25 protein-coding genes are annotated in these 20,459 nt (G+C 66.5%); 14 read left to right on the top strand and 11 right to left on the bottom strand.

Annotated features, from left to right (window positions below; all coding sequences use genetic code 11):
- The first annotated feature begins 15 nt into the window (after nucleotides 1-15).
- The gene (locus LPH33_RS06960) at nucleotides 16-861 is read left to right on the top strand and encodes a hypothetical protein (protein ID WP_059382968.1); all 846 of its coding nucleotides are present in this window, start codon (nucleotides 16-18) and stop codon (nucleotides 859-861) included.
- Between the two features lie 58 nt (nucleotides 862-919).
- On the opposite strand, the gene LPH33_RS06955 is transcribed toward LPH33_RS06960, so the two are convergent.
- From LPH33_RS06955 to LPH33_RS06935, 5 genes are all read right to left on the bottom strand, one after another.
- On the bottom strand, nucleotides 920-2,086 hold the full coding sequence (locus LPH33_RS06955) for an ABC transporter ATP-binding protein (protein ID WP_059383057.1): 1,167 nt from the start codon (nucleotides 2,084-2,086) through the stop codon (nucleotides 920-922).
- 5 nt (nucleotides 2,087-2,091) lie between these two features.
- A complete protein-coding gene (locus tag LPH33_RS06950) occupies nucleotides 2,092-2,922 on the bottom strand; it encodes a carbohydrate ABC transporter permease (RefSeq protein ID WP_006554305.1) in 831 nt (276 codons plus the stop codon).
- Complete coding sequence (locus LPH33_RS06945) at nucleotides 2,922-3,803, bottom strand: carbohydrate ABC transporter permease (protein WP_088896802.1); 882 nt, start codon at nucleotides 3,801-3,803, stop codon at nucleotides 2,922-2,924. The genes LPH33_RS06950 and LPH33_RS06945 overlap by 1 nt, the downstream gene beginning before the upstream one ends.
- A gap of 65 nt (nucleotides 3,804-3,868) precedes the next feature.
- Entirely contained in the window at nucleotides 3,869-5,227 is a 1,359-nt protein-coding gene (locus LPH33_RS06940; RefSeq protein WP_202399623.1) for an ABC transporter substrate-binding protein, read from the bottom strand.
- A 114-nt stretch (nucleotides 5,228-5,341) separates the two neighbouring features.
- Nucleotides 5,342-6,571, bottom strand: a complete 1,230-nt coding sequence (locus LPH33_RS06935; protein WP_016692023.1) for a GNAT family N-acetyltransferase — start codon at nucleotides 6,569-6,571, stop codon at nucleotides 5,342-5,344.
- An 87-nt stretch (nucleotides 6,572-6,658) separates the two neighbouring features.
- On the opposite strand from LPH33_RS06935, the gene LPH33_RS06930 reads away from it, so the two are divergent.
- The gene (locus LPH33_RS06930) at nucleotides 6,659-7,099 is read left to right on the top strand and encodes a protein-tyrosine phosphatase family protein (protein ID WP_016692024.1); all 441 of its coding nucleotides are present in this window, start codon (nucleotides 6,659-6,661) and stop codon (nucleotides 7,097-7,099) included.
- 4 nt (nucleotides 7,100-7,103) lie between these two features.
- Here the strand turns inward: LPH33_RS06930 and LPH33_RS06925 are convergent, their stop codons facing one another.
- From LPH33_RS06925 to LPH33_RS06915, 3 genes are all read right to left on the bottom strand, one after another.
- Nucleotides 7,104-7,982 (bottom strand): hypothetical protein, encoded by an 879-nt coding sequence (locus tag LPH33_RS06925; RefSeq protein WP_229567558.1) that lies wholly within the window; start codon nucleotides 7,980-7,982, stop codon nucleotides 7,104-7,106.
- A gap of 72 nt (nucleotides 7,983-8,054) precedes the next feature.
- Entirely contained in the window at nucleotides 8,055-8,540 is a 486-nt protein-coding gene (locus tag LPH33_RS06920; protein WP_016692026.1) for a general stress protein, read from the bottom strand.
- 121 nt (nucleotides 8,541-8,661) lie between these two features.
- On the bottom strand, nucleotides 8,662-9,621 hold the full coding sequence (locus LPH33_RS06915; RefSeq protein ID WP_229567556.1) for an HpcH/HpaI aldolase/citrate lyase family protein: 960 nt from the start codon (nucleotides 9,619-9,621) through the stop codon (nucleotides 8,662-8,664).
- 111 nt (nucleotides 9,622-9,732) lie between these two features.
- Between LPH33_RS06915 and LPH33_RS06910 the strand changes: the two genes are divergently transcribed.
- The 10 genes from LPH33_RS06910 to LPH33_RS06870 all read left to right on the top strand — a co-directional run bounded on the left by LPH33_RS06910 (nucleotide 9,733) and on the right by LPH33_RS06870 (nucleotide 15,827).
- Nucleotides 9,733-11,100 (top strand): recombinase family protein, encoded by a 1,368-nt coding sequence (locus LPH33_RS06910; protein ID WP_229567554.1) that lies wholly within the window; start codon nucleotides 9,733-9,735, stop codon nucleotides 11,098-11,100.
- A 516-nt stretch (nucleotides 11,101-11,616) separates the two neighbouring features.
- Entirely contained in the window at nucleotides 11,617-11,829 is a 213-nt protein-coding gene (locus LPH33_RS06905) for a hypothetical protein (protein ID WP_229567552.1), read from the top strand.
- 152 nt (nucleotides 11,830-11,981) lie between these two features.
- A complete protein-coding gene (locus tag LPH33_RS06900) occupies nucleotides 11,982-12,182 on the top strand; it encodes a hypothetical protein (RefSeq protein WP_229567550.1) in 201 nt (66 codons plus the stop codon).
- On the top strand, nucleotides 12,179-13,309 hold the full coding sequence (locus tag LPH33_RS06895; RefSeq protein WP_229567548.1) for an AAA family ATPase: 1,131 nt from the start codon (nucleotides 12,179-12,181) through the stop codon (nucleotides 13,307-13,309). Before LPH33_RS06900 ends, LPH33_RS06895 begins: the two co-directional genes overlap by 4 nt.
- Complete coding sequence (locus LPH33_RS26955) at nucleotides 13,260-13,883, top strand: WhiB family transcriptional regulator (RefSeq protein WP_420714478.1); 624 nt, start codon at nucleotides 13,260-13,262, stop codon at nucleotides 13,881-13,883. Before LPH33_RS06895 ends, LPH33_RS26955 begins: the two co-directional genes overlap by 50 nt.
- Nucleotides 13,873-14,262 (top strand): hypothetical protein, encoded by a 390-nt coding sequence (locus LPH33_RS06885; protein WP_229567545.1) that lies wholly within the window; start codon nucleotides 13,873-13,875, stop codon nucleotides 14,260-14,262. The genes LPH33_RS26955 and LPH33_RS06885 overlap by 11 nt, the downstream gene beginning before the upstream one ends.
- A complete protein-coding gene (locus LPH33_RS26820) occupies nucleotides 14,259-14,387 on the top strand; it encodes a hypothetical protein (RefSeq protein ID WP_265572587.1) in 129 nt (42 codons plus the stop codon). The genes LPH33_RS06885 and LPH33_RS26820 overlap by 4 nt, the downstream gene beginning before the upstream one ends.
- Nucleotides 14,384-15,007, top strand: coding sequence for a hypothetical protein (locus LPH33_RS06880; protein WP_229567543.1), 624 nt, complete (start codon nucleotides 14,384-14,386; stop codon nucleotides 15,005-15,007). The genes LPH33_RS26820 and LPH33_RS06880 overlap by 4 nt, the downstream gene beginning before the upstream one ends.
- 3 nt (nucleotides 15,008-15,010) lie before the next feature.
- Nucleotides 15,011-15,160: a hypothetical protein gene (locus tag LPH33_RS06875; protein WP_229567541.1), complete on the top strand. Its 150-nt coding sequence runs from the start codon at nucleotides 15,011-15,013 to the stop codon at nucleotides 15,158-15,160.
- Between the two features lie 337 nt (nucleotides 15,161-15,497).
- A complete protein-coding gene (locus LPH33_RS06870) occupies nucleotides 15,498-15,827 on the top strand; it encodes a hypothetical protein (RefSeq protein ID WP_229567539.1) in 330 nt (109 codons plus the stop codon).
- A 232-nt stretch (nucleotides 15,828-16,059) separates the two neighbouring features.
- Here LPH33_RS06870 and LPH33_RS06865 read toward each other — a convergent pair whose 3' ends face one another.
- The 3 genes from LPH33_RS06865 to LPH33_RS06855 all read right to left on the bottom strand — a co-directional run bounded on the left by LPH33_RS06865 (nucleotide 16,060) and on the right by LPH33_RS06855 (nucleotide 18,558).
- A complete protein-coding gene (locus tag LPH33_RS06865) occupies nucleotides 16,060-16,413 on the bottom strand; it encodes a hypothetical protein (RefSeq protein WP_229567537.1) in 354 nt (117 codons plus the stop codon).
- Between the two features lie 163 nt (nucleotides 16,414-16,576).
- Entirely contained in the window at nucleotides 16,577-16,951 is a 375-nt protein-coding gene (locus tag LPH33_RS06860; RefSeq protein WP_229567535.1) for a helix-turn-helix domain-containing protein, read from the bottom strand.
- Nucleotides 16,952-18,006: 1,055 nt separating this feature from the next.
- A complete protein-coding gene (locus LPH33_RS06855; protein ID WP_229567533.1) occupies nucleotides 18,007-18,558 on the bottom strand; it encodes a hypothetical protein in 552 nt (183 codons plus the stop codon).
- 106 nt (nucleotides 18,559-18,664) lie between these two features.
- On the opposite strand from LPH33_RS06855, the gene LPH33_RS06850 reads away from it, so the two are divergent.
- Both LPH33_RS06850 and LPH33_RS06845 read left to right on the top strand, forming a co-directional pair.
- Complete coding sequence (locus LPH33_RS06850) at nucleotides 18,665-19,939, top strand: magnesium transporter MgtE N-terminal domain-containing protein (RefSeq protein ID WP_006554297.1); 1,275 nt, start codon at nucleotides 18,665-18,667, stop codon at nucleotides 19,937-19,939.
- Nucleotides 19,932-20,453: a DUF1003 domain-containing protein gene (locus LPH33_RS06845; protein ID WP_088896697.1), complete on the top strand. Its 522-nt coding sequence runs from the start codon at nucleotides 19,932-19,934 to the stop codon at nucleotides 20,451-20,453. The genes LPH33_RS06850 and LPH33_RS06845 overlap by 8 nt, the downstream gene beginning before the upstream one ends.
- Nucleotides 20,454-20,459: the final 6 nt, after the last annotated feature.

The raw sequence follows: 20,459 nt of genomic DNA, 5'->3' as shown, positions 1-20,459 counted from the left end.
CGGTACCGTCGAAGCGTGGCTCGCGACACCGGTTTTCCGGTCTCCGATGCCGGCGACGATTTCGCCCGGCAACGCCGGCGCGCCGAGTACGCCCGGCTGATCGCATGGCTGCGCCGCGAACCGGCCGACGTCAACACGGTGCTGCCCTTCGACGACGTCGTCGCGGCCCTCGGGCGTATCGGCGAGCGGCGACTCGGGTTGCAGATCATCGAGGTCGCCTCGATCGTCGGCAGCGTCGACCGCGCCGACGACTTCGACCGCCGTTTCCGCCCCACCTCGGCGCGTCTGCGTGCACGCTGGGAACGCATCGCGGCCGCGCGGCGTCGCGGCGAGGCCATACCCCCGATCTCGGTGTACCGGGTGGGGCCGATGCACTTCGTGCAGGACGGGCACCACCGCGTGTCGATCGCCTACGCGCAGGGCGACCGCACCATCGACGCCTACGTCACCGAGATCACCACGAAGGTGCCCGCGGAGGGCATCACGGCCCGCCCCGATCTCGTGCGCAAGGACCACTTCCGGATGTTCCTCGGACGCGTCCCCCTGCACGGCGCGGCACAGGACGCGATCCGCGTGTCCGACCCGTGGGGGTACGCCGAACTGGCCGAGGCCGTCGAGGCGTGGGGCTTCCGGCTCATGCAGGATCTCGGCGAGTACCTCACCCGCGAGGAGGTCGCGCGTCGCTGGTACGAGGAGGAGTTCGTTCCCGTCGTCGCGATGGCCCGGGAGGCGGGAATGCTGCGCTCACGCACCGACGCCGAGGTCTATCTGTGGATCGCGAGCGAGCGGTATCGACTCGTGCGGCGGCACGTGTGGAGCGAGGAGATCGTCGACGAGCTCCGCAGCCGCGCACCCCGCTGACGACTTCGGTGGATCCGGCCCCGCTTTCCGGGGTCGGATCCACCGAGGTTCGTATTCGTCAGAGGGTGACGTTCGCGCCGGTCTCCTGATCGAACAGCGCGATCTTCGCCGGGTCGAACCACAACTGCACGGTCCCGCCCTTGGTGGCCTGCGATTCCACCGACAACCGCGCGACCAGCGATTCGGCCGACATGTCGGCGCCGGCGTCGGCGGCGAGTTCGTCGAGGTCCTTCGAGTGCACGCCCGGACCCTCGGTCGAGAAGTACGCGAACTTGTCGGAGCCCATCGACTCGAGCACGTCGACCTCGGCGGAGAAGGTCACGCCCGCCTCCCGCTGGGCCGGGTCGAGCAGGTCGGCGTCCTCGAAGTGTTCCGGACGGATACCGACGACCACCTCGCGCGACGGATTGTTGCGGCGCACGGTCTCCCACCGCTCGTCGGGCAACCGGAACTCACCGAACGAGGTGCGGATCGAACCGTTCTCGATCTGTCCCGGAACGAAGTTCATCGACGGGGACCCGATGAAGCCGGCGACGAACAGGTTCTGCGGATGGTCGTACAGTTCCTGCGGCGCCCCGACCTGCTGCACGAGCCCGCCGCGCATCACGACGACGCGGTCGCCGAGCGTCATCGCCTCGGTCTGGTCGTGCGTGACGTATACCGTCGTGGTCCCGAGACGCTTCTGCAGTCGCGCGATCTCGGTGCGCATCTGCACGCGCAGCTTGGCGTCGAGGTTCGACAGCGGCTCGTCCATGAGGAACGCCTTGGGGCTGCGCACGATCGCCCGCCCCATGGCCACGCGCTGCCGCTGACCACCCGACAGGTTGGCGGGCTTGCGGTCGAGATGCTGTGTGAGATCGAGGATCCGGGCCGCTTCGTCGACCTTGCGGCCGATCTCGTCCTTGGGCACCTTCGCGAGGGTGAGCGGGAACGCGATGTTGTCGCGCACCGACATGTGCGGATACAGCGCGTAGGACTGGAAGACCATCGCGATGTCGCGGTCCTTCGGCGCCCGCTCGTTGACCCGCTCCCCTGCGATGCGCAGTTCGCCGTCGGAGATGTCCTCGAGACCGGCGATCATGTTGAGCGTCGTGGACTTTCCACACCCGGACGGGCCGACGAGGATGATGAACTCGCCGTCGGCGATCTCGAGATCCACGTCGCTGACGGCCTTCGCTCCGTCCGGATATTCCTTCGTCACCTTGTCGAGCACGATCTCGGCCACGGTAGTTATCCCTTCACTGCGCCGGAGGTCAGTCCGGCGACGATTCGACGTTGGAAGATCAGGACGAACACGATGATCGGGATCGTGATGACGACGGCGGCCGCCGCGATCGACCCGGTCGGTTCCTCGAACTGCGAGGCACCCGTGAAGTTCGCGATCGCGGCGGGTGCGGTGATGGACCGTTCGGTGGAGGTCAGCGAGATCGCGAACAGCAGGTCGTTCCAGCAGAAGATGAACACCAGGATCGCCGCCGTGATGATGCCGGGAGCGGCGAGCGGAGCCACGACCTTCCGGAACGCCTGCCCCGGTGTCGCGCCGTCCATCTTCGCGGCCTTCTCGAGTTCCCACGGGATCTCCTTGAAGAAGGCCGACAGGGTGTAGATCGCGAGCGGCAGCGAGAAGGTGATGTACGGCAGGATCAGCGCCGCCCACGTGTCGAACAGTCCGAGGCCGCGCATGATCTCGAACAGCGGGCTGACGAGGGAGATCTGGGGGAACATCGCGATGAGCAGCGCCACGCCTACCAGGATCTTCTTACCGGGGAAGTCGAGCCTGGCGATCGCGTAGGCCGCCATCGTCCCGAGGATCACCGCGATGACCGTGGCGATCAGGCCGATGCCGATGGAGTTGATCAGGGCGCTCGTGAACGCGTCGGTGCGGAAGATGCCGCGGTAGTTGTCGAGCGTCCACTGCTGCGGAATGAACCGGCCGTCCTGGATGGTGCCGGGCGGCTTGAACGACAGGCTCGCGATCCACAGCACCGGGACGAGTGCGTAGAGCAGGACGATCAGGTTCACCGCCGACCACGACAGGGTCCGTTTCCTGGTCTCGGCCATCATCGGCCCCCTTCGTCCGAACCGGGCGCGGATGCACCGAACAACTTGATGAACACGAACGCGATGATCGCGACGCACAGGAAGATCAGGACGCTGATCGCCGACCCGATGCCGAGGTTGAAGGCCCGGAACAGATTGTCGTAACCGAGGATCGACACCGACCCGGTGCCGTTGGCACCGCGGGTGAGGACGTAGATGTTGTCGAAGATGCGGAAGGCGTCGAGCGTGCGGAAGAGCAGGGCGACGAGGATCGCCGGTTTCATCAGCGGCACGATGATCCGCACCAAACGCGTCCACGCTCCGGCGCCGTCGACCTGTGCCGCCTTGAGCAGATCGTCGGGGACGAGCGCGAGGCCGGCGAGGAGCAGCAGCGCCATGAACGGCGTGGTCTTCCACACCTCGGCGAGCACGATGATCGCCAGGGATGGGATCTGGTCGGTGAGTGGGGCGCTGCCGTCGGGCAACAGATTCGCGAGATAACCCGTGCCCGGGGTCCACGCGTAGTACCAGCTGTAGGCGGCGGCGACGGTGACGATGCCGTACGGGATCAGCACCACCGTGCGCACGATGCCCTTGCCGACGATCGTGCGGTGCATGACGAGAGCGATCGCCAGACCGAGCACGAACTCGATCGCGACGGAGACCAGGGTGACGAGCGAGGTGACGACGAAGGCCTGCCACCAGAATCCGTCGCTGAGCACCGCGACGTAGTTCGACAGTCCGACGAAGCGGCGCTCGTCGGGGAATCGCAGATCGTAGCGCTGCAGACTGAGCCAGACGGCGTATCCCACCGGATAGGCCGTCACGGCGAGCATCACGATCGCGGCGGGCGCGACGAGCAGCAGACCGAGTCGTCGTTCGGCCTTCTTCCCCTCGGACAACGCTGCTTTCGTCTTCGTCGACGGTTCCTTCGGGGTCTCGTCGGTCGGTTTCGATTCGACGGCGGTCACGGGATCAGTCCTTCCGAATTGACCGCCTTCTGCACCTGTTCGGCGAGTTCCTCGACGGTGCGGGGCGGATCGATCTGGTCGACCGGGTTGAGGGTGGCCGTCACCAGCGTCGAAATGCTCTGGTAGGCCGGTGAAGCGGGACGCACCGCGGCGTTCTCGAGACCGGCGCGGACCTCACGCCAGGCCGGATAGGCCTCCTGGAATTCGGGGTCGTCGTACAGCGAGGCCAGCGTCGGCGGCACGCCGCCACCGATGGCGTTGTTGCGCTGGTTCTCCTCGTTGCGCAGGCACTGCATCGCCTCGAACGCGAGGTCGGGGTGGGTGCTCGTGCGGGCGACGGCGATGTTGAACCCGCCGATGGTGACCTGGGCGGGCTCGCCGGGGATCACCGAAGGGTACGGGGCGGGAAGGAAATTCTGCTCACCGTCGACGGTCAGGACCGTGTTGCCGGTGTCCTGCGAGGTGACGTTGCCGTTCTCGTCGATGAAGGGCAGGGCCGCTTCGTTCTCCAGGATGCCCGGCAGGACGAACGGCCAGTTGACCTGGAATGCCGTGCGCCCGCTCTCCATGCCGAGACGGACGGCCGCCTCGTCGGCCTGGTTCAGGGACGGATCGGCGCCGGGCGCCGTCGCGACGCGTTTCATGATGTCGAGCGCGGTCACCGCGGCGTCGTTGTCGGTGAGGGTGACGGTGACACCGTCCTCCCCCACCACCGAACCGCCGGCGCTCGAGAGCAGGGTGTTGAACCACACCATCAGCCCCTCGTACTGCCGGCCCTGCACACCGATCCACGACGGCCGGCCCTCCTCTGCGAGGCCGCTCGCGATCTCGATCATCTCGTCCCAGGTCTCCGGAGGTCGCCCGTCCGGCATGAGATCCTTTCGGTACCAGAGCAACTGGGTGTTGGTGTTGAGCGGCGCGGCGTACAGCTGGTCCTGCCAGGTCGCCGATTCGAGGGGGCCTTCGAGGGTGCCCTCGGAGACCGCGGCGGCCACGTCGTCGGGCAACGGCAGCGCCCACCCGGCCTCGGCGAACTCGGCGGTCCACACGACGTCGAGGGTCATGAGGTCGAGTCCCGGGTCGTTACCCGTCAGCCGCCGCGCCAACTGCAGTCGCTGGTCGTCGGCGTTCTTCGGAAGTGTCCTCTGCTGCACGCGATATCGGCCGCCGGCCTGCTCGGTGCACACCTCCGCGGCCTGCGCGTACTGCTCGGCACCGTCGGCGGCCGTGTAGAAGGACAGGACGACACCCTCGTCGTCGCTGCCGCACGCGGCCAGTCCCGACGCCAGGAGCACCGCGGCCGCAGAAGCTGTGAACGCCCGGCTCGTCCACCGTCTCTTGCCCGACCGTCTCATGCGCGACTCCGCTCGCATCGGGGACCTGATGATCCGACGATATCGCCCGTACCGGCCAGCCGTAGCAAAACGAGCAGGGCGTACAACCGGAGCGGAATCGGCACGACGACGAGGTCAGAAGGAGGTCCCCGAGAAGGGTGCCTGGGGCCAGGAGAACAGCAGGTCAGCGGTGTCGACGGCCTCCGGTCGGTGCACCCGGGCGCGACCCGCGTCGACCATCCGGTGCCAGCCCTGCCGGCCCAGCAGGAGCGCACCGAGGTCGGCGATGTCGATGGTCAGATCGGCCGGTCCCGCGGTGCGCGCCACGCCGTCGGCGGAGATCTCGAAGACACCGGCGTTGTCGGTCAGCAGCGGATCGGTCACCTCGACGGTCACCGAGCCGAACCCTCGGTAACTGCGCGCCGACAGCGCCCGATCGAGGTCGAGGATGCGCAACCACGTCTCGTCCGAGACCGAACGGAAGTGCACGGCACGCGCGTCGCCGAGCATGAGCGGGAGCTGATCGTCCTGCGGAAGCGCCGCGAACCGCAAGGTGTCGACCAGATCGAGGTCGAGCAGGAACCGGATCAGGCCGGCGTACGCCCCGGGCGACGGAGCGAAGAAGTCGTCGACCACGACGGTGCGGTTGCGACTGGTGAACCACCCCTGCGTGTCGATCGGGTGGTACCGGACGAAACCGTCCTCCTGCCCCGGTTCGCCGTGCACCGCCACGTACATCGGATCGGTGAGCGAGTCGGCCCGCCACCGGCGCGAGTTCCACCAGTACTCCGACCGGTCGATCATGCCGGGGCGCGGCGGCAGATGACGGGAATGTATCTGCGCCAGCACGTCCCACGCATCCGGATAGGTCAGCAGACGCACCGCTCCGGACTCGGGCACGTCGGGACGCAGCGCGGCACCACGCACGTCGACGTCGACGGACACCGAGGTCGAGGCGACGCCGTAGCCGAACCGGCCGTAGATGGTCGCTTCGGAGGCCCGCAGCGTCGCAAGGATCTCACCGCGGTCGCGCGCGTCGCTCAGCTGCCGGTGCACGAGTCCGGAGATCACGCCGCGACGCGTATGGGTGGGCAGCACACCGATGTGGGTGACCGCCGCGTGCGGTACCCGGGCACCGCCGGGCAGGGTCAGGTTTCCGCTCGTGGCATCCACGGTGCCGACGAGCATGCCGTCGAGGAAGGCGCCCCACGTGCGACCGGCCTCGAGGTAACGGCTCACCGTCCCGTCGGGAACCTCGGGCCACGAGGGCAGGCCCACCATCGCCGTGCGGAACAGCGCGGACGCCTCCCGCAGTTCGGCTTCCGACTCCAGAATTCTGATCTCCGGTTCCGTTCGCTCACCCATGGAACGACATTATCGAGCGCGAACTTGCACCGCGGGTGAACGGCCGTGACGTTCGGTACACCGGCTCCGGGCGGGTAGGTTTCCAGCGTGCGACGCGAGTGGGATCCAGCAGACACCGGGGTGCTGCAGCTGCCCTCCGGCCGACTCGTGCGGGGACGCGGGATGCGCAGACCGGTGTTCGACGAGCCGTTTCCCGACTTCGGGGTGTATCTGCTCGGCCGACCCCCGGCAGCACCGTTCGAGTGGGAGTCGCGGTGGATCCACTGGCCCGACTTCCGCACGCCGCGCGACCCGGAGGACGCTCTCGCCATCCTGTACGAGGCGTGGATCCGGGCGGGACGGCAGCGGGTGGAGGTCGCGTGCGGGCGGGGACGCGGCCGCACCGGCACCGCACTGGCGTGCCTCGCCGTCCTCGACGGGCTCTCCCCGGAGGAGGCGGTCGACTTCGTTCGGCGGCACTACCATCCGCGAGCGGTCGAGACTCCCTGGCAGCGAAAGTTCGTCGCGCACGCGAAGGCGCACTCCTGACGGCTCAGTTCTTCGTCCGGGCCAGGTCGGCCTCGGCAGCCGAGACGGCACGTTCGGCGGCGACCACCCGTTTCTTCGCCTCGGCGGCGGCGCGACGCGCGAAGGTGCGTTGCTGCTCGGCGTGTTCGAGCTTCGCCCGCAGCTCGGCGACCTCCTCCTCGTGACGGGCCAGCTCCTGCTCGGCTGCCGACGCCGCTTCGCGCGCTTCCTCGGCCGCGCTGTGCGCGGAGTCGAGAGCGGCGGCGGCCTCGTCGATCTCCGCGTCGCGCGCCGCCTGTTCCGCCTTCTCACGCTCGGTGGGTCCGCGCTCGCCTCTGCTCTTGCGCCCGGCCTTGTCCGTTGCGGTTCGGTCGTCCTCGTCCTTCTCGTCGGACCCGCCGCGGATGACGGTGAGCGGCATCGCCGACAGGTCGCCGAAGCCGTCGGACTCGACGATCGCGTCGAGCCGACCCTGCCGGACCTGCTCCCCGATGTCGGGATCCGACAGTGCGGCGTTGAGGGTGCGCCCCACCTCGCGCAGTGCGCTCTCCGAGACTGTGCGGCCGCGGTCGGCGGCGAGCCGTCCTGCGTCGCGTTCGAGTGCCGCGACCACCCGGCGTCGCTGCTCCGACAGTTTCCGCATCTCGCTGCCGGACAGTCGTCGTTGCGCGGTGCGCAGGGCGGATCCGATGTCGAGCAGCGCCGCGAGTTCGTCGGCCCGTTCGCGGGCGAGCAGGTTGACCATCCAGGCCGCGACCGTCGGTTTGCGCAGCCTGCCGATGGCCGCCGTCAGCTCGCGGTCGCCCGCTTCGCGTGCCTGCGCCGCGAATTCGGTGCGGGCCGCCACGAAGTCTCCTGGGTCGAGGCCGTAGAGGGCGTCGGCCACCGAATCGAGGTCGGGCATGGGATCGACAATAGTGGCGCGAGGCCGGTCGCGACGAGTGCCGTTCTCGGCGAACGCGCGACCGCGTGACGATCAGATGGCGAGCTTGGCGAGGATGTCGCGTGCCTTCTCGGCGGTGGGCGGCTGGCACAGCACGTCGTAGCGGCCGGCGACGAGCTGCATCGTGGACGAGAAGTCGCGCTGGCCGCGGGTCGCGGCGTACGGGATGGTCGCCGAGATGAGGCCGAAGACGATGCCGCCGACGAGGCCGACGAGCAGCGGGCCGAGGAAGTCGGTGGAGAAGATACCGAGCAGCAGACCGAAGAACACGCCGAGCCATGCACCCGAGACGATGCCGCCGCCGATCACCTTCGGCCACGTGAGCCGACCGGTGACCCGCTCGACCTGCATGAGATCGACACCGACGATGGTGACGTCCTCGACGGAGAAGTTCTGATCGGCCAGGTGGTCGACCGCCCGTTGCGCCTCGGCGTAGGTCGGGTACGAACCGACGGGCCAGCCCGTGGGAGGTGTCGGCAGACCGGGTACCTGGCGACCGGGTCCGAGGGGATTCGTCATGTCGTTTCGGCTCCTTCGCGATGCACGCCGACGGTCTCGGCGCCGGTCTCCATTCTGCCTCGACGGGGACCGGCATGCCGCGATGGTTCGCCCGATATGTTCTTTTTCCTGGTCGTTCCCGTCAGGAGGTGGGCGGCTCGAACTTCTGGGTGCGCTGCAACCCGGCGGCCCGGCCCTTCGCGGAGATCACGAGAGCCATCTTCCGGCTCGCCTCGTCGATCATCTCGTCACCGAGCATCGCGGCACCGCGGGCGCCACCCTCGGCCGAGGTGTGCCACTCGTAGGCGTCGAGGATCATCTCGGCCTTGTCGTAGTCCTCCTGCCGGGGGCTGAAGACCTCGTTGGCCGCGTCGATCTGGCTCGGGTGCAGCACCCACTTGCCGTCGAAGCCCAGGGCGGCGGTGCGCTGCGCCGACCGGCGGAAGGCGTCGACGTCGCGGATCTGGAGGTAGGGACCGTCGATGGCCTGCAGCCCGTGGGCGCGCGCGGCCATGAGGATCGTCATGAGGATGTGGTGGTAGGCGTCGCCGACGTCGTAACCCTCGGGCTGCTCGCCGACGACGAGGGTGCGCATGTTGATGCTCGCCATGAAGTCGGCGGGACCGAACACGAGCGTCTGCACGCGCGGGCTCGCCGTCGCGATCTCGTCGATGTTCGTCAGCCCGATGGCGTTCTCGATCTGCGGTTCGATGCCGATCCGTCCCACCTCGAGACCGTGGGCCTTCTCGACCTGCGTGAGGAGCAGGTCGAGTGCCTTCACGTGGCTCGCGTCGGGCACCTTCGGCAGCAGGATCGCGTCGAGGTTCGCGCCGGCGCCACCGACGACCGTCGCGACGTCGAGATAGGTCGCGTCCGTGGTCCAGTCGTTGACGCGCACGACCTTGATCTGGTCGCCCCAGCCGTCCTCGTTCAGAGCTTCGACGATGGTGTTGCGGGCCTGTTCCTTGGCCAGCGGCGACACGGCGTCCTCGAGATCGAGGAAGATCTCGTCGGCGGGAAGGCCCTTGGCCTTGTCGATCATCTTCCGGCTGCTGCCGGGAACCGCGAGTACCGACCTCCGGGGCCTGAACGAAAACGACATGACCTGACCAGACCTCCGAGTTCCGGGAACAGCGTGGGCACGCTCTAGCCTGGCAATCATGGCAGCAGTGAGCAAGGCGAATGTAGCAAAGGGGTTCGTTATGATCAACTAGTGCGAGCTTTGATTTACGCGAGAGTCTCTTCCGACCCGTCCGGTCGTGGCCGCAGCGTGGCGGATCAAATCGTGGACTGTCGCGAGATCTGTCACCGCAACGGTTGGACCATCGTCGACGAACTCCAGGACAACGACATCGGCGCATCTCGCTGGTCGAAGAAGGATCGACCCGAGTACCGCCGCCTCCATCAACTCCTCAGCGAAGCGGATGTCCTGGTCACCTGGGAAGCATCACGTGCACTTCGCGATCTCGCCGCCTACCTTGAGCTCCGAGATCTGTGCACCGAGCACGGGGTCCAATGGTGCTACTCGGGACAGGTATACGACCTCAACCGAGGCGACGATCGATTCCGAACCGGCCTCGACGCATTGCTGTCCGAGAACGAGGCAGAGAAGATGCGTGAACGTGTCCTCCGCGGACTCAGGTCCCGAGCGGCCGCCGGCGAACCACACGGGAAAGTGCCGTACGGCTACAAGGCCGCCCTCGACGACAACGGACACCGGATTCGGGTACCCCATCCCGAGGAAGCCCAAGTCATCCGTGACGCTGCGAAGATGTTGCGCGCAGGCGAGTCCCTCCGCGCGATCGTGCGGCGCCTCAACAGCGAAGGACGCATGAACCGCGGCCGCCCCTGGAGCGCGATCGAGATCCGTCGGAAACTCCTCTCCCCTACCTACGCGGGTTACCGGGTACATCACGGCACGCAGGTGTTGGCAACGTGGGAATCGATACTCTCCACCGAGGACCACCAGGCGATCACAGCGATCCTCAAAGACCCCGAGCGTCTCACTCAACGCGGTTCGGATCCGGTACACCTGCTAACAGGAATCGCGGTGTGCGGTGAGTGCGGCACCCCAGTTGTCCGACGAAAGAATGCATCGGGCACCAGCTCGTACACGTGCAGTGCCAAGTACTGCGTGACCCGCTCGAAGCCGATCGTCGACGAGGTCGTCGAAGCTGTGATTGTGGCCCGTCTGGCTCAGCCGGACGTCGCAGAGGCCTTGCGCGCCGGAGACGGCTCGCAGCGTCGCGAGGCACTGGCAGAAATTCGGGTGCTGAAAGAGCGGCTCGCTGCCTACGAGCAGAAAGCGATCGAGGGAGATCTCGAGCCTGACGAGTACACGCGCATCCGAGACGGTCTTCGCGCAAAGCTGGCCGACGCCGAAGCGCGTGCCGATAACTTCACGGGAGGCTCTCCGCTTCCCAGACAGATCGCAGGCCCAAACGCGGCCGAGCTATGGGAGTCCCTGGCCATCGATGCCAAGCGGTCGGTCATTCGCGCACTATGCCGCGTGTACATCGACAAGGCCCCGCGGAACGACACCGCGAATCCGAAGTACATCCGTATCGAGTGGAAGGCGTGACCGTGAGCCGTCGCAGGTCTCGGAAACGCGCGTACGACATCCGCATCCGGATCGTATGCACCGATAAGAGCACGCACCCTCCGCATCGAGTCGGCACGATCGAGTGGTACTCCGACGGTGCTCTTCCCGGCCGAGTGCAGGTGCGGACAAATGGAGAAAGCCGAGTGCACCGACATCAGGCCGTTGATCGAGCCGACGCCCTGAAACACGGCTTCCCCCGTACGTACACGTTCACATGTCCAGTTTGTTCGCGGAACATGACACTCCGCCGGCAACGGTGGCAACCGTGGCTGCTCGAACTTGAGTCCCTCGGCATCGCCGAGCTGGATATGTCGTGCCCCGACCGACGCGCGGTGGAAGAGGCGTAGCGCTCCACTGCTATGCTCACCGCTAGTAGCACCTTGCGGGCCGTGTACGAGCCCGAGCACAAGGAGCCGGTGAAGGTGACAGCCGTTCACGGTCGCCGAGTAGGAGCCCCTCTCCGGGGGTCTACTTGGCAACCCTGGAGGCACACCAGTGACCACGTGGACCAGCGAGCGCGCCCGCGCCGCGTCCCTTTCGCGATCTCGCAATTCTGACGATCCCGAACTACTCGAAGCGAAGCGCAACATGCGCGCGCTCAAGCTCGCCGAGCACGTCGCTCGTGTCGTCGCACAAGCACCGCCGCTCACCGCTGAGCAACGCGAACGGATCGTTGTTCTCCTCCGCGCTGGCGGCGGTATCGCATGAGCGCATACGAAAGCCGCCCCGCGGGCCACGGGGCGGCTCCCGAACTCGCTGCTTCGAGCTCGCTCACGGACTCTCACGGTACCAGCGTCAAAGCCCAACTCGCACGCCGCCGTTCGGCGATCTATCGTCTTCCGCCGCTTGAGTGTGGCTGTGTGGATCCGTGGTGGCATCGCTGCAATGAGCCCGGACCGAGTCAGCGCAGAACCGACGCTCTCACCGCGGCAGCGGCGCATCTGCTCGACTTCGGTCTGACACCGATCATGCCGATCGACGATCTTCGCGCCTTGTGGCGTCGCGGCGGCCCTGAACGCCGCCTCGCCGCCACGGTCGCCAAGCGGGTGATGCAGCAGTGATCGGACAGGACTATCCCGATGCTCCTTGGTCCGACCAGGACGGCATCCTCCCGGGCGCCAAGGACTCCCGCGACGAGTTGCTGCCACCAGAGCCGCCGCAGGGGCCGTCGACGCGACCGCACCTTCGCGAGCGTCTGCTGACACTGTCCGACCTCGCGACGATGCACGGTGTCGAGCCAGTCGTCGACGGGCTGCTCTACCGCGACACGTTGGCCCAATTGTCGGGGCCGCCCGGCTCGTACAAATCGTTCGTGACACTGGGGATCTCCTGCGCGGTCGCCTCCGGACAGAACTGGGAAGGCCACCGCGTCCCGAAGGCCGGCACGGTGGTCTACGTCGCCGCCGAGGGAGCATCGGGGCTGCTCGTGCGGATCCTGGCGTGGTGCGAGCTGACCGGCGTCGACCCGAAGGAGCTCGAGAAGCGACTGTTCGTGCTCCCGGCACCTATACAGCTAGGGAACGTCGTCGACGTTTCCGACGCCGTCGAACTGGTCTCAGAGGTCGATGCTGACCTCCTTGTACTCGATACCCGCGCCCGCTGCACCATCGGACTCGAGGAGAACTCCGCGACCGAACAGGGTCGGGCGATCAGCAACCTCGAGCGGATCCAGCAGGCCGCAGGCTGCACGGTTCTGGTGGTGCACCACTCCCCGAAGAACGGAGCCGGGGGCCGCGGCTCAAGCGCGTGGGATGGACAGGTCTGGTCGGATCTGCGCCTGACCGGGGGAGACGGGATCGTCAAGATCCACTGCGAGAAGCACAAGGACGCCCCGGACGGATGCGAACACCACTACCGCCTCGTGCCGCACACGGTGTCCGAATCACGGATGCAGGGCGCTACCGAGACTCAGCGAAAGTCCCTGGTCGTTGTCCAGCGAGACCCGCTGGACAACTCGCCCGCAGACCGACCCACCATACGCACCGTGCTGGACATTCTTCGGACGTGCGCTGGACACGAGGGACTGAGCCGCTCCGAGATCCGCGACCTCGCGATGGAGCGCGGGGTAAGCAAGTCCTCCGCGTACGAAGCCATAAACGACCTGGTCAATCGGGGTGCGCTCCGGAATACCGGCTCCGATGCCCGACCGAAGTACGTGCTCGCCCCCGCATTCATGGAAGGGAGCTGACCCCTGCTGTCCAACAGTGTCCAGCGTCCGTCCGGCTGTCGCCGAATTTGTCCGTCCAACTGTCCAACTCATAAGAGTTGGACAGGCTGGACGTTCGGGCGGTGGACGCGATGAGCCGACGTCGGGAATGCACCTGCGCCGGGACCGCGCCGGGCTGGCCTCAACACGAGTCCTACTGCGCGACTGTCTCGATCGCAGACACCGAATCCGAATGGTGGGACGACGAGAGCACCGAGGGGATGATGTGAGGGCACAGCGGACCCCGCGAAGCCGGCGACCACCGATACCGGCTGTGTTCGCCCAGATCGTCGACGGTCGCCTCACTGGGGCGGCCTGCGTCGGCCGACACGCGTTGTTCGACGCCGAACTCGACAACGTCCGAGAAACCCCCGCAGAACGCCGAGCCCGGTTTACCGCGGCCGCTGCGATCTGTCGTACCTGTCCTGTGCTCGAACCCTGCCGCGTCGTCGCCGACGAGGCAGGCCGCCAGGCCCACGGCGTGTGGGCCGCCACCGTACGCACCACGTCCCGGCCCGATGGCCGATCCCGCGAGGAGTCTTCTCATGCACGCTGACACGACAGCACAGCGTCAGCCGGTTCCGTCGATCCAACACCTCGACGACGCGCTCGTCCTGACCGGCGACGCGGTCGGCACCGTCCGGTGGGCTCTGAGCGTGGCGATCTCCGCCCGACGACGCGCCGGGCTGCCTGTCCCGCGCGAAGTCGGCCACCTCGCAGGACTGCTGTCCGGTCGCGGACAGAAGCCCACCGCGACAACAGGTTTCGGACAGACTCGAGGAGACGCCATCGGCGTCGGTGAGCTCGCCCGCCTGCTCGGGTGCAGTCACCGGCACGCGCGACGGATCGCACCGGAACTCGGGCGACTCGAAGCCGGCCGATGGGTCATCGACCGCAATATCGCTGAGCAGTACGCGAGGAGCCGCACCGCATGACTCACCCCAGCATCGACCAGGTCGCCGCCTTCCTGGCCGTCGCCACCGACGAAGAAATCCACGAGGTGCTCGAACTCGCCTGGCCCGACAAGCCCCTCACCGACACGAAGGACACCCACGCATGAGATACACCGGAAACAACGGCAACGACCGCTACAACCTCGCCGGCCGACCGCCCCTTGAGGCCCTTTCCACCGAGCTCGCCACGCTCGTCACTGAGTACGACGCCGCCCAGACGCGAGTCCGCGACGCCGAACGCGAACGCGACCGGCTCGCCCAGCCGGAACGCGACGAGGAGGCCCGCCAGACCGACGCGGCAGCCGCAGCAGCCGCAGCACGAGCCGGGAAAAAGATTCCGCCCGCTACGGCCGCCGCGAAGCTCGCCGCCGACCGCGACGAATCGGTTCGTACCGTCGACGCTCACCGCGCCGCGGTCAAAGCGATCCGTGACGACCTCGACGCCACCCGCGACGCCGCGCTGCTGTCCATCACGGGGCCTAGCGAAACGGATCGGGACCGCGTCGCCAAGACCGCCGCCGACTTCGTGGCCGTGCTCGAGCAGGCAATCGCCGACCGCGCCGTCTACGACTGGCTACGCGGCCGCACCTACGCCCCCAACGCACAGACATGGGCCGTCGACCTCGTCCCCGCCCTCACCCGCTACGCAATCCGTCGGGACAACGCGACCATCATCAACGCACGCGTCGTCGTCACGAACCTCGTCAACGCACTCATGGAGGACTGACCGATGCCGATCGATGCCCACTTCGATTACTCCAGCGGAGCACCCTGGGAAGTCAGTCGTCGCGCCCGCGAAAACCTCGTCCGGCAACGACGCGAAGCCGCACTCCAGCGGGCCGCGGAGGAAGCCGAGAAGTCGCGCCAGCAGGGCACCTGACGTGTTCTTCATGCTTGGGAGCCCTTACCCACAGCGGCTCGGGGTAGTGGGCACCGACGAGCATCCGATCACCGTCGTGGATCTTCCTCGATTGAGGCAATACCGGCTGACCTGCCGGTGCGGATGGTCCGCGACCGCGGTCACCTGGAACCACGCCCGGATGCTCACCGGCCAACACGCTCCGGACACCCCACCATCATGAGACCTGAGGGCATCAGCGCCGAGCTGGTGCCCTCAGGGGGTGGGGGAGGGCCCCTCCCACCCCCTGAACGGCCCACCTACGGCATAGGGCCCATCCCTCCCCGCCCGTCCAAACGATCGGCCCTAGGAGGCCCGTATGACACCCAAACCGCCCACTGGTACCCGCGCTGCTGGCCGTCGCCTGTGGTCGGCGGTCGTCGACGACTACGAGCTCGCCGAGCACGAGCTTCAGATCTTGCGCGAAGCGGTGCGGACGGTCGATCTGATCGATGCGCTGCACAAGGTGGCCGGCGCGGAAGGCCCACTCGCGGAGTCCTCGCAGGGGATACGGGTGCATCCGGCGCTCGTGGAGCTGAGGCAGCAGCGGATCACTCTTGCTCGGTTGCTTGCTGCCCTGAACATCCCAAGCGAGGACGTATCGGCGCGGGCTCCCCGCGGGGTGTACGACATTCGAGGTACGGGGTGAAGCGTCGTACTCGAGAGGCTGGGCCAGGGCTCCCCACAGAACTGCGAACATTCGTGCTCGACGACTGGCCTGGCCTCACCGATCACGCCCGTTTCGACGCGTGGCGCACCGCCAGATTCAACTACGCACGTCGCCATGGATGGCCTGGCGGCGCTGTGGATCTTGTGAGGGAGAATGTGCAAACCCGAATAGATTTGAAGCGCAAGCTATCACCCCAGAGTCTCTCGACCGCTCAAGGTGTCACTTGATCGGATTTCACTCCTGATGAATCAAATTCATCACCGTGAAGCGAGCTTCGCAACGCATCTTCGATCTGGGGATACATATCCGTAAACGGAATATCTGCCTCGCCCGCAGCTTCCATTATGCGTAACTCATTGAGAATCCAAGCAGCGTTAATTGGCATTATCGCGGGAAGTATGGATTTACTGAGTGTGTCGACCAAGACAGATTGGTCTACGTCGAGTGGGCTTTGAAAAATATACTGTATGCCTGTGTCGATCACCGCTCTGACTTCCGAAGTTGCCGTTGTCGACCGAAGCCGGAGTCCGAGATGATTAGCGCCCAGGTAGACAGTGGTGTCCACGTTGCTTCCCGGCCTGTCCTCCTCGGAGTCTCCCGATTCGATTCGAACCACGGAGCGCTCGAAGTAGCGAATGGCCTCGCTATAGGGATGCTTCAGGAGATCTTGCCAGGTTGAAGCCTGGAGAGGCGGATTATCGTTCGCGTTAAGTCGGTCGGATGCGCTATCAGCGGAGGACAAGAGGAGTACCCGCGCTTTCTTTCCATTCCGCATGAGGACGAGGATGGTCGTCTATCGAGCGGTGAACCGACCCGGCGGAGACGGTTGCTTGGCTACGAGGCGTAAAATTCGAGACCTCAATCGAGATCATCGCTCCAGTAGCTCGCGCATAATCCTGAAGCATGGAAATTGAAGGGTCTCCGAAAGGAGACTCCACCTCGTGAACATCTTCAAGACTCCAGTCGAGGTGATCTGCAATTTGCTGCGGAGAAATTCCGAGCTTACGCGCCCGCGACTTAAGCGCAGTAACCATCTCTACAAATTCTTCAGCAAGACGTCCAGCAAGGGCGTACTCGCCGTCTCTAGTGAGGTGGTTCGTCATCCGCCGGCACCCTTCCTGTCTCAGTTGGTCTCGTCAGTAGTTGATGTTAAGCATGATGCACAGGTTCGCTGCTCCTCGGGTAAGGTTCCCCACACAAGTGCGCGAGATGCAGCTTCTGCCATGTGTGCATCCTGAATGTCACGCCAATGCGGATCGTCGTTTGAGTCGGGTTTCTCTCCGAACTTCGCCCCAAACAAGAGATGATCGTCGAACTGCGGCTGGGTGTAGTAGATCCGAGCGTGGAGCCTGCGACCTCGTTGCCTACGGTGAGCGCGCAACTCGCCGATCGCCATCATCTTGAATCCACTCAGTGGGAACTCATACGGGGGGTACGCCGGGTCTGGTTCGATTGTCCCCGCCTTCACAGCTTTCACCAAAGTTTCGAGCCGTGCAGCGGCCCCGATGGTCGCTGTGCTTTGCCGGTACGGCTGGAACTCCGCCCAACAGTCCTTGCCGTACCTCCAGTCGCACGGCCCTGCCTGGATGCGGTCGCACCACTCGTTGCCGGTCATCAGTGCCGACCAAAACGTAATGATGCGAGCAAAATTCCCCCAAGCGAACATCTATGACCACGGTCGACGCATTATTGCACGCACCGTCAAGAGGCTGCGCTCTTGCCGTTTCATGTCCGAAGCCGTTCAGGCTGCAATTACCTCACGCCGGGAGAGAGTGGAGCGGAGGGAGGGCAGGGCGTACCCCGTAACGCACGAGGTACGGGTGCCCACTACGCCGGTCGGTCGTTCGCTCCGGTCGGTTGGTGTGCACGAGGCCACGGGGATTACTCGCAGGGCCTCCGGGACTGGGATGCTCCACGCGCTCTACAGATGCCACTCTGTTCCCGCTCGAGTCCGCCTTTACCGGGTGAGCTACGTGTGATCGAGAATTGGTGCTGTGGCCCCTCTGACGGGCGACGACACCGCGGGCTAGGCGGCTCACCCGTGAATGGCTACGGGCGCACAGCGGAAGATCCAGAGATTGGATTGCAGAGGCTCGCGGACCGCGGCGTGCAAAGCACGGACCGGTGCAGGCGACCGGCCCGGCTCAACGCACCGCGATCAGGCGTTCGTGTCCTCGCAGTAGATGTGCACGTGATAGGTGCGGTACAGGTTGGTCAGTGCGTCGATGAGCGCCGGAATGTGGGCCGGATCGATCAGCGGGAAGTCGGCACACCCGTCGGGCGTGCCGAAAGCGAGCTCGTACTCGGGACCGTCGCCGTGCTCAAGCTGGTCGAGGGTGAGGCGAAGTTTCGTGGCGACGTCTGCGGCCGCGACCGTCGTAATCTGCGTGCCGGTGTCCAGCGGAGTGTCGACGTCGACGTGCAGCTCGTTGGCCCAGATGCACACCTCGAGCTCGGGTGCGCCGTCGAGTTCCTCGAGGACGACGTGAGCGCAGCGACGGCCGTGGTGTTCGTGGTAGCCGAGTACCTCTGAGATCCGCTCGAGTGGAGTAGCTCGCAGGAACGGCACGACGGTCGCTGCACTGGCGACGTACCAACCGTGGTCGACGGCGAACTTGAGGCCGAGCATCGGCAGCCCGTAGACGAGGGCGAAACCGAGCAAGGGAACGAGTACGCATAGTGCGCGCTCTACGATGGTCTGACGGTTCATGACGGGTCCGATCCGTTGTGGCCTAGGCCCTGGAATCGGGAGGGAAGCCCGATCCGGGGCCGCTTTTATGCTGGGCCCATCAGCACCCGAGGTTAGGAAGTACCCCTTGGCAGCAGTGAGCAAGGTCTTCGTCGCGCGGCTGGCCGGACTGGTCGTTCTCGGCCCCGACGGCGAGTCCATCGGCCGCGTCCGCGATGTCGTGCTGACCATCCGGGTGGGGCGTCAGCCTCCTCGTGCGCTGGGGCTCGTCGTCGAACTGCCCACCCGCAAGCGGATCTTCGTCCCGATGCTGCGCGTGACAGCGATCGAGCCCGGCGCGGTCACCCTCGTCACCGGCAACGTGAGTCTGCGCCGGTTCACGCAACGGCCCTCGGAGGTGCTCGCCCTCGGTCAGGTCCTCGATTCGCGTGTGCGCGTCGACGACCCGGAGCTGCCGGACCTGATGGGTGTCGACGCCGTCGTGGTGGATCTGGGGCTCGAGCTCATGCGCACCCGCGACTGGGTCGTCGCCCGCGTGGCGGTGCGTCGCCATCGCGGCCGGCTCGCGCGCCGCTCCCCCATCCACATCGTGGAATGGCCGCACGTGCACGGACTCACCCAGCAGGCGCTGTCGATGCCCGGACAGGGTGTCGCGCAGTTGCTCCTGCAGTTCGAGGACATGCGCCCGCCGGACGTCGCGAACGCCCTGCGCGACCTGCCGATCAAGAGACGTACCGAGGTCGCCGCGGCGCTCGACGACGAACGCCTCGCCGACATCGTGCAGGAGTTGCCCTCCGACGATCAGACCGATCTGCTCACCCAGCTCGGTCTCGACCGGGCGGTCGCGGTGCTCGAGGCGATGGATCCCGACGACGTCGCCGACCTCCTCGGTGAGCTGCCCGCCACGGACGCCGAGTCGTTCCTGCAACGCATGGACCCCGAGGACTCCGAGCCGGTGCGCCGCCTGCTCGAGCACTCCCCCGACACCGCCGGTGGTCTGATGACCCCCGAACCGGTCGTGCTGACACCGGCGACCACGGTGGCCGAAGCGCTCGCCCGCGCCCGCAATCCGGATCTGAGTCCGGCCCTGGCGTCGATGGTCTTCGTCGTGCGGCCGCCCACCGCGACGCCCACCGGCAAGTACCTCGGCTGCGTCCATCTGCAACGATTGCTCCGGGAACCGCCTGCGAGCCTGGTGGGAGGGGTCGTCGACGACGATCTGCCGCGCCTGGCCCCCGACGACGCCCTGACCACCGTCACCCGATACTTCGCGACGTACAACCTGGTCTGCGGCCCGGTGGTGGACGACGAGGGGCACCTGCTCGGCGCGGTGAGCGTCGACGACGTGCTCGACCATCTGCTGCCGGAGGACTGGCGCGAGGAGGACATCGAGGATGAGTGACCGCAGCACGCAGGGCCGCTCGCGCCTCGAGACACCCCAGGCGTCGAGGTTCCGGTTCAACTTCGACGCCGAGGCGGTCGGCCGGGTCAGCGAGTCGATCGCCCGGTTCCTCGGAACGGGCCGCTATCTCGCCATCCAGACGATCGTCGTCATCGTGTGGATCGCCCTCAACATCACCGCGGTCGGCCTGCAGTGGGATCCCTATCCGTTCATCCTTCTCAACCTGGCGTTCTCGACGCAGGCCGCCTACGCGGCGCCGTTGATCCTGCTGGCGCAGAACCGGCAGGAGAACCGCGACCGCGTGTCGCTCGAGGAGGACCGCGCCCGCGCCGAGCAGACCAAGGCCGACACCGAGTTCCTGGCACGTGAACTCGCGGCCCTGCGACTCGCGGTGGGCGAGGTCGCGACCCGCGACTATCTGCGTCGCGAACTCGACGACCTGCGTGCACTGCTGGTCGACGACGAGAACGAGGACGACGCCGGTCCTCCGCGCAGCCGCGCGCCCCGTCGCTGAAGGAAC

It is taken from the genome of Rhodococcus sp. RDE2 (assembly GCF_020885655.1).
Classification (GTDB): Bacteria; Actinomycetota; Actinomycetes; order Mycobacteriales; family Mycobacteriaceae; genus Rhodococcus; species Rhodococcus pyridinivorans.
This window is presented reverse-complemented; position numbering and strand designations above follow the sequence as displayed.

What these genes read in the sequence shown, in the direction of transcription:
- LPH33_RS06925 (WP_229567558.1), bottom strand. Translation starts at nt 7,982, where the DNA reads ATGCCCGACCTCGATTCGGTGGCCGACGCCCTCTACGGCCTCGACCCA.
- LPH33_RS06860 (WP_229567535.1), bottom strand. Translation starts at nt 16,951, where the DNA reads ATGACGAACCACCTCACTAGAGACGGCGAGTACGCCCTTGCTGGACGT.
- LPH33_RS06935 (WP_016692023.1), bottom strand. Translation starts at nt 6,571, where the DNA reads ATGGGTGAGCGAACGGAACCGGAGATCAGAATTCTGGAGTCGGAAGCC.
- LPH33_RS06940 (WP_202399623.1), bottom strand. Translation starts at nt 5,227, where the DNA reads ATGAGACGGTCGGGCAAGAGACGGTGGACGAGCCGGGCGTTCACAGCT.
- LPH33_RS06885 (WP_229567545.1), top strand. Translation starts at nt 13,873, where the DNA reads ATGCACGCTGACACGACAGCACAGCGTCAGCCGGTTCCGTCGATCCAA.
- LPH33_RS06845 (WP_088896697.1), top strand. Translation starts at nt 19,932, where the DNA reads ATGAGTGACCGCAGCACGCAGGGCCGCTCGCGCCTCGAGACACCCCAG.
- LPH33_RS06870 (WP_229567539.1), top strand. Translation starts at nt 15,498, where the DNA reads ATGACACCCAAACCGCCCACTGGTACCCGCGCTGCTGGCCGTCGCCTG.
- LPH33_RS26955 (WP_420714478.1), top strand. Translation starts at nt 13,260, where the DNA reads ATGCCCGACCGAAGTACGTGCTCGCCCCCGCATTCATGGAAGGGAGCT.
- LPH33_RS06920 (WP_016692026.1), bottom strand. Translation starts at nt 8,540, where the DNA reads ATGACGAATCCCCTCGGACCCGGTCGCCAGGTACCCGGTCTGCCGACA.
- LPH33_RS26820 (WP_265572587.1), top strand. Translation starts at nt 14,259, where the DNA reads ATGACTCACCCCAGCATCGACCAGGTCGCCGCCTTCCTGGCCGTCGCC.
- LPH33_RS06875 (WP_229567541.1), top strand. Translation starts at nt 15,011, where the DNA reads ATGCCGATCGATGCCCACTTCGATTACTCCAGCGGAGCACCCTGGGAA.
- LPH33_RS06950 (WP_006554305.1), bottom strand. Translation starts at nt 2,922, where the DNA reads ATGGCCGAGACCAGGAAACGGACCCTGTCGTGGTCGGCGGTGAACCTG.
- LPH33_RS06855 (WP_229567533.1), bottom strand. Translation starts at nt 18,558, where the DNA reads ATGAACCGTCAGACCATCGTAGAGCGCGCACTATGCGTACTCGTTCCC.
- LPH33_RS06915 (WP_229567556.1), bottom strand. Translation starts at nt 9,621, where the DNA reads ATGTCGTTTTCGTTCAGGCCCCGGAGGTCGGTACTCGCGGTTCCCGGC.
- LPH33_RS06880 (WP_229567543.1), top strand. Translation starts at nt 14,384, where the DNA reads ATGAGATACACCGGAAACAACGGCAACGACCGCTACAACCTCGCCGGC.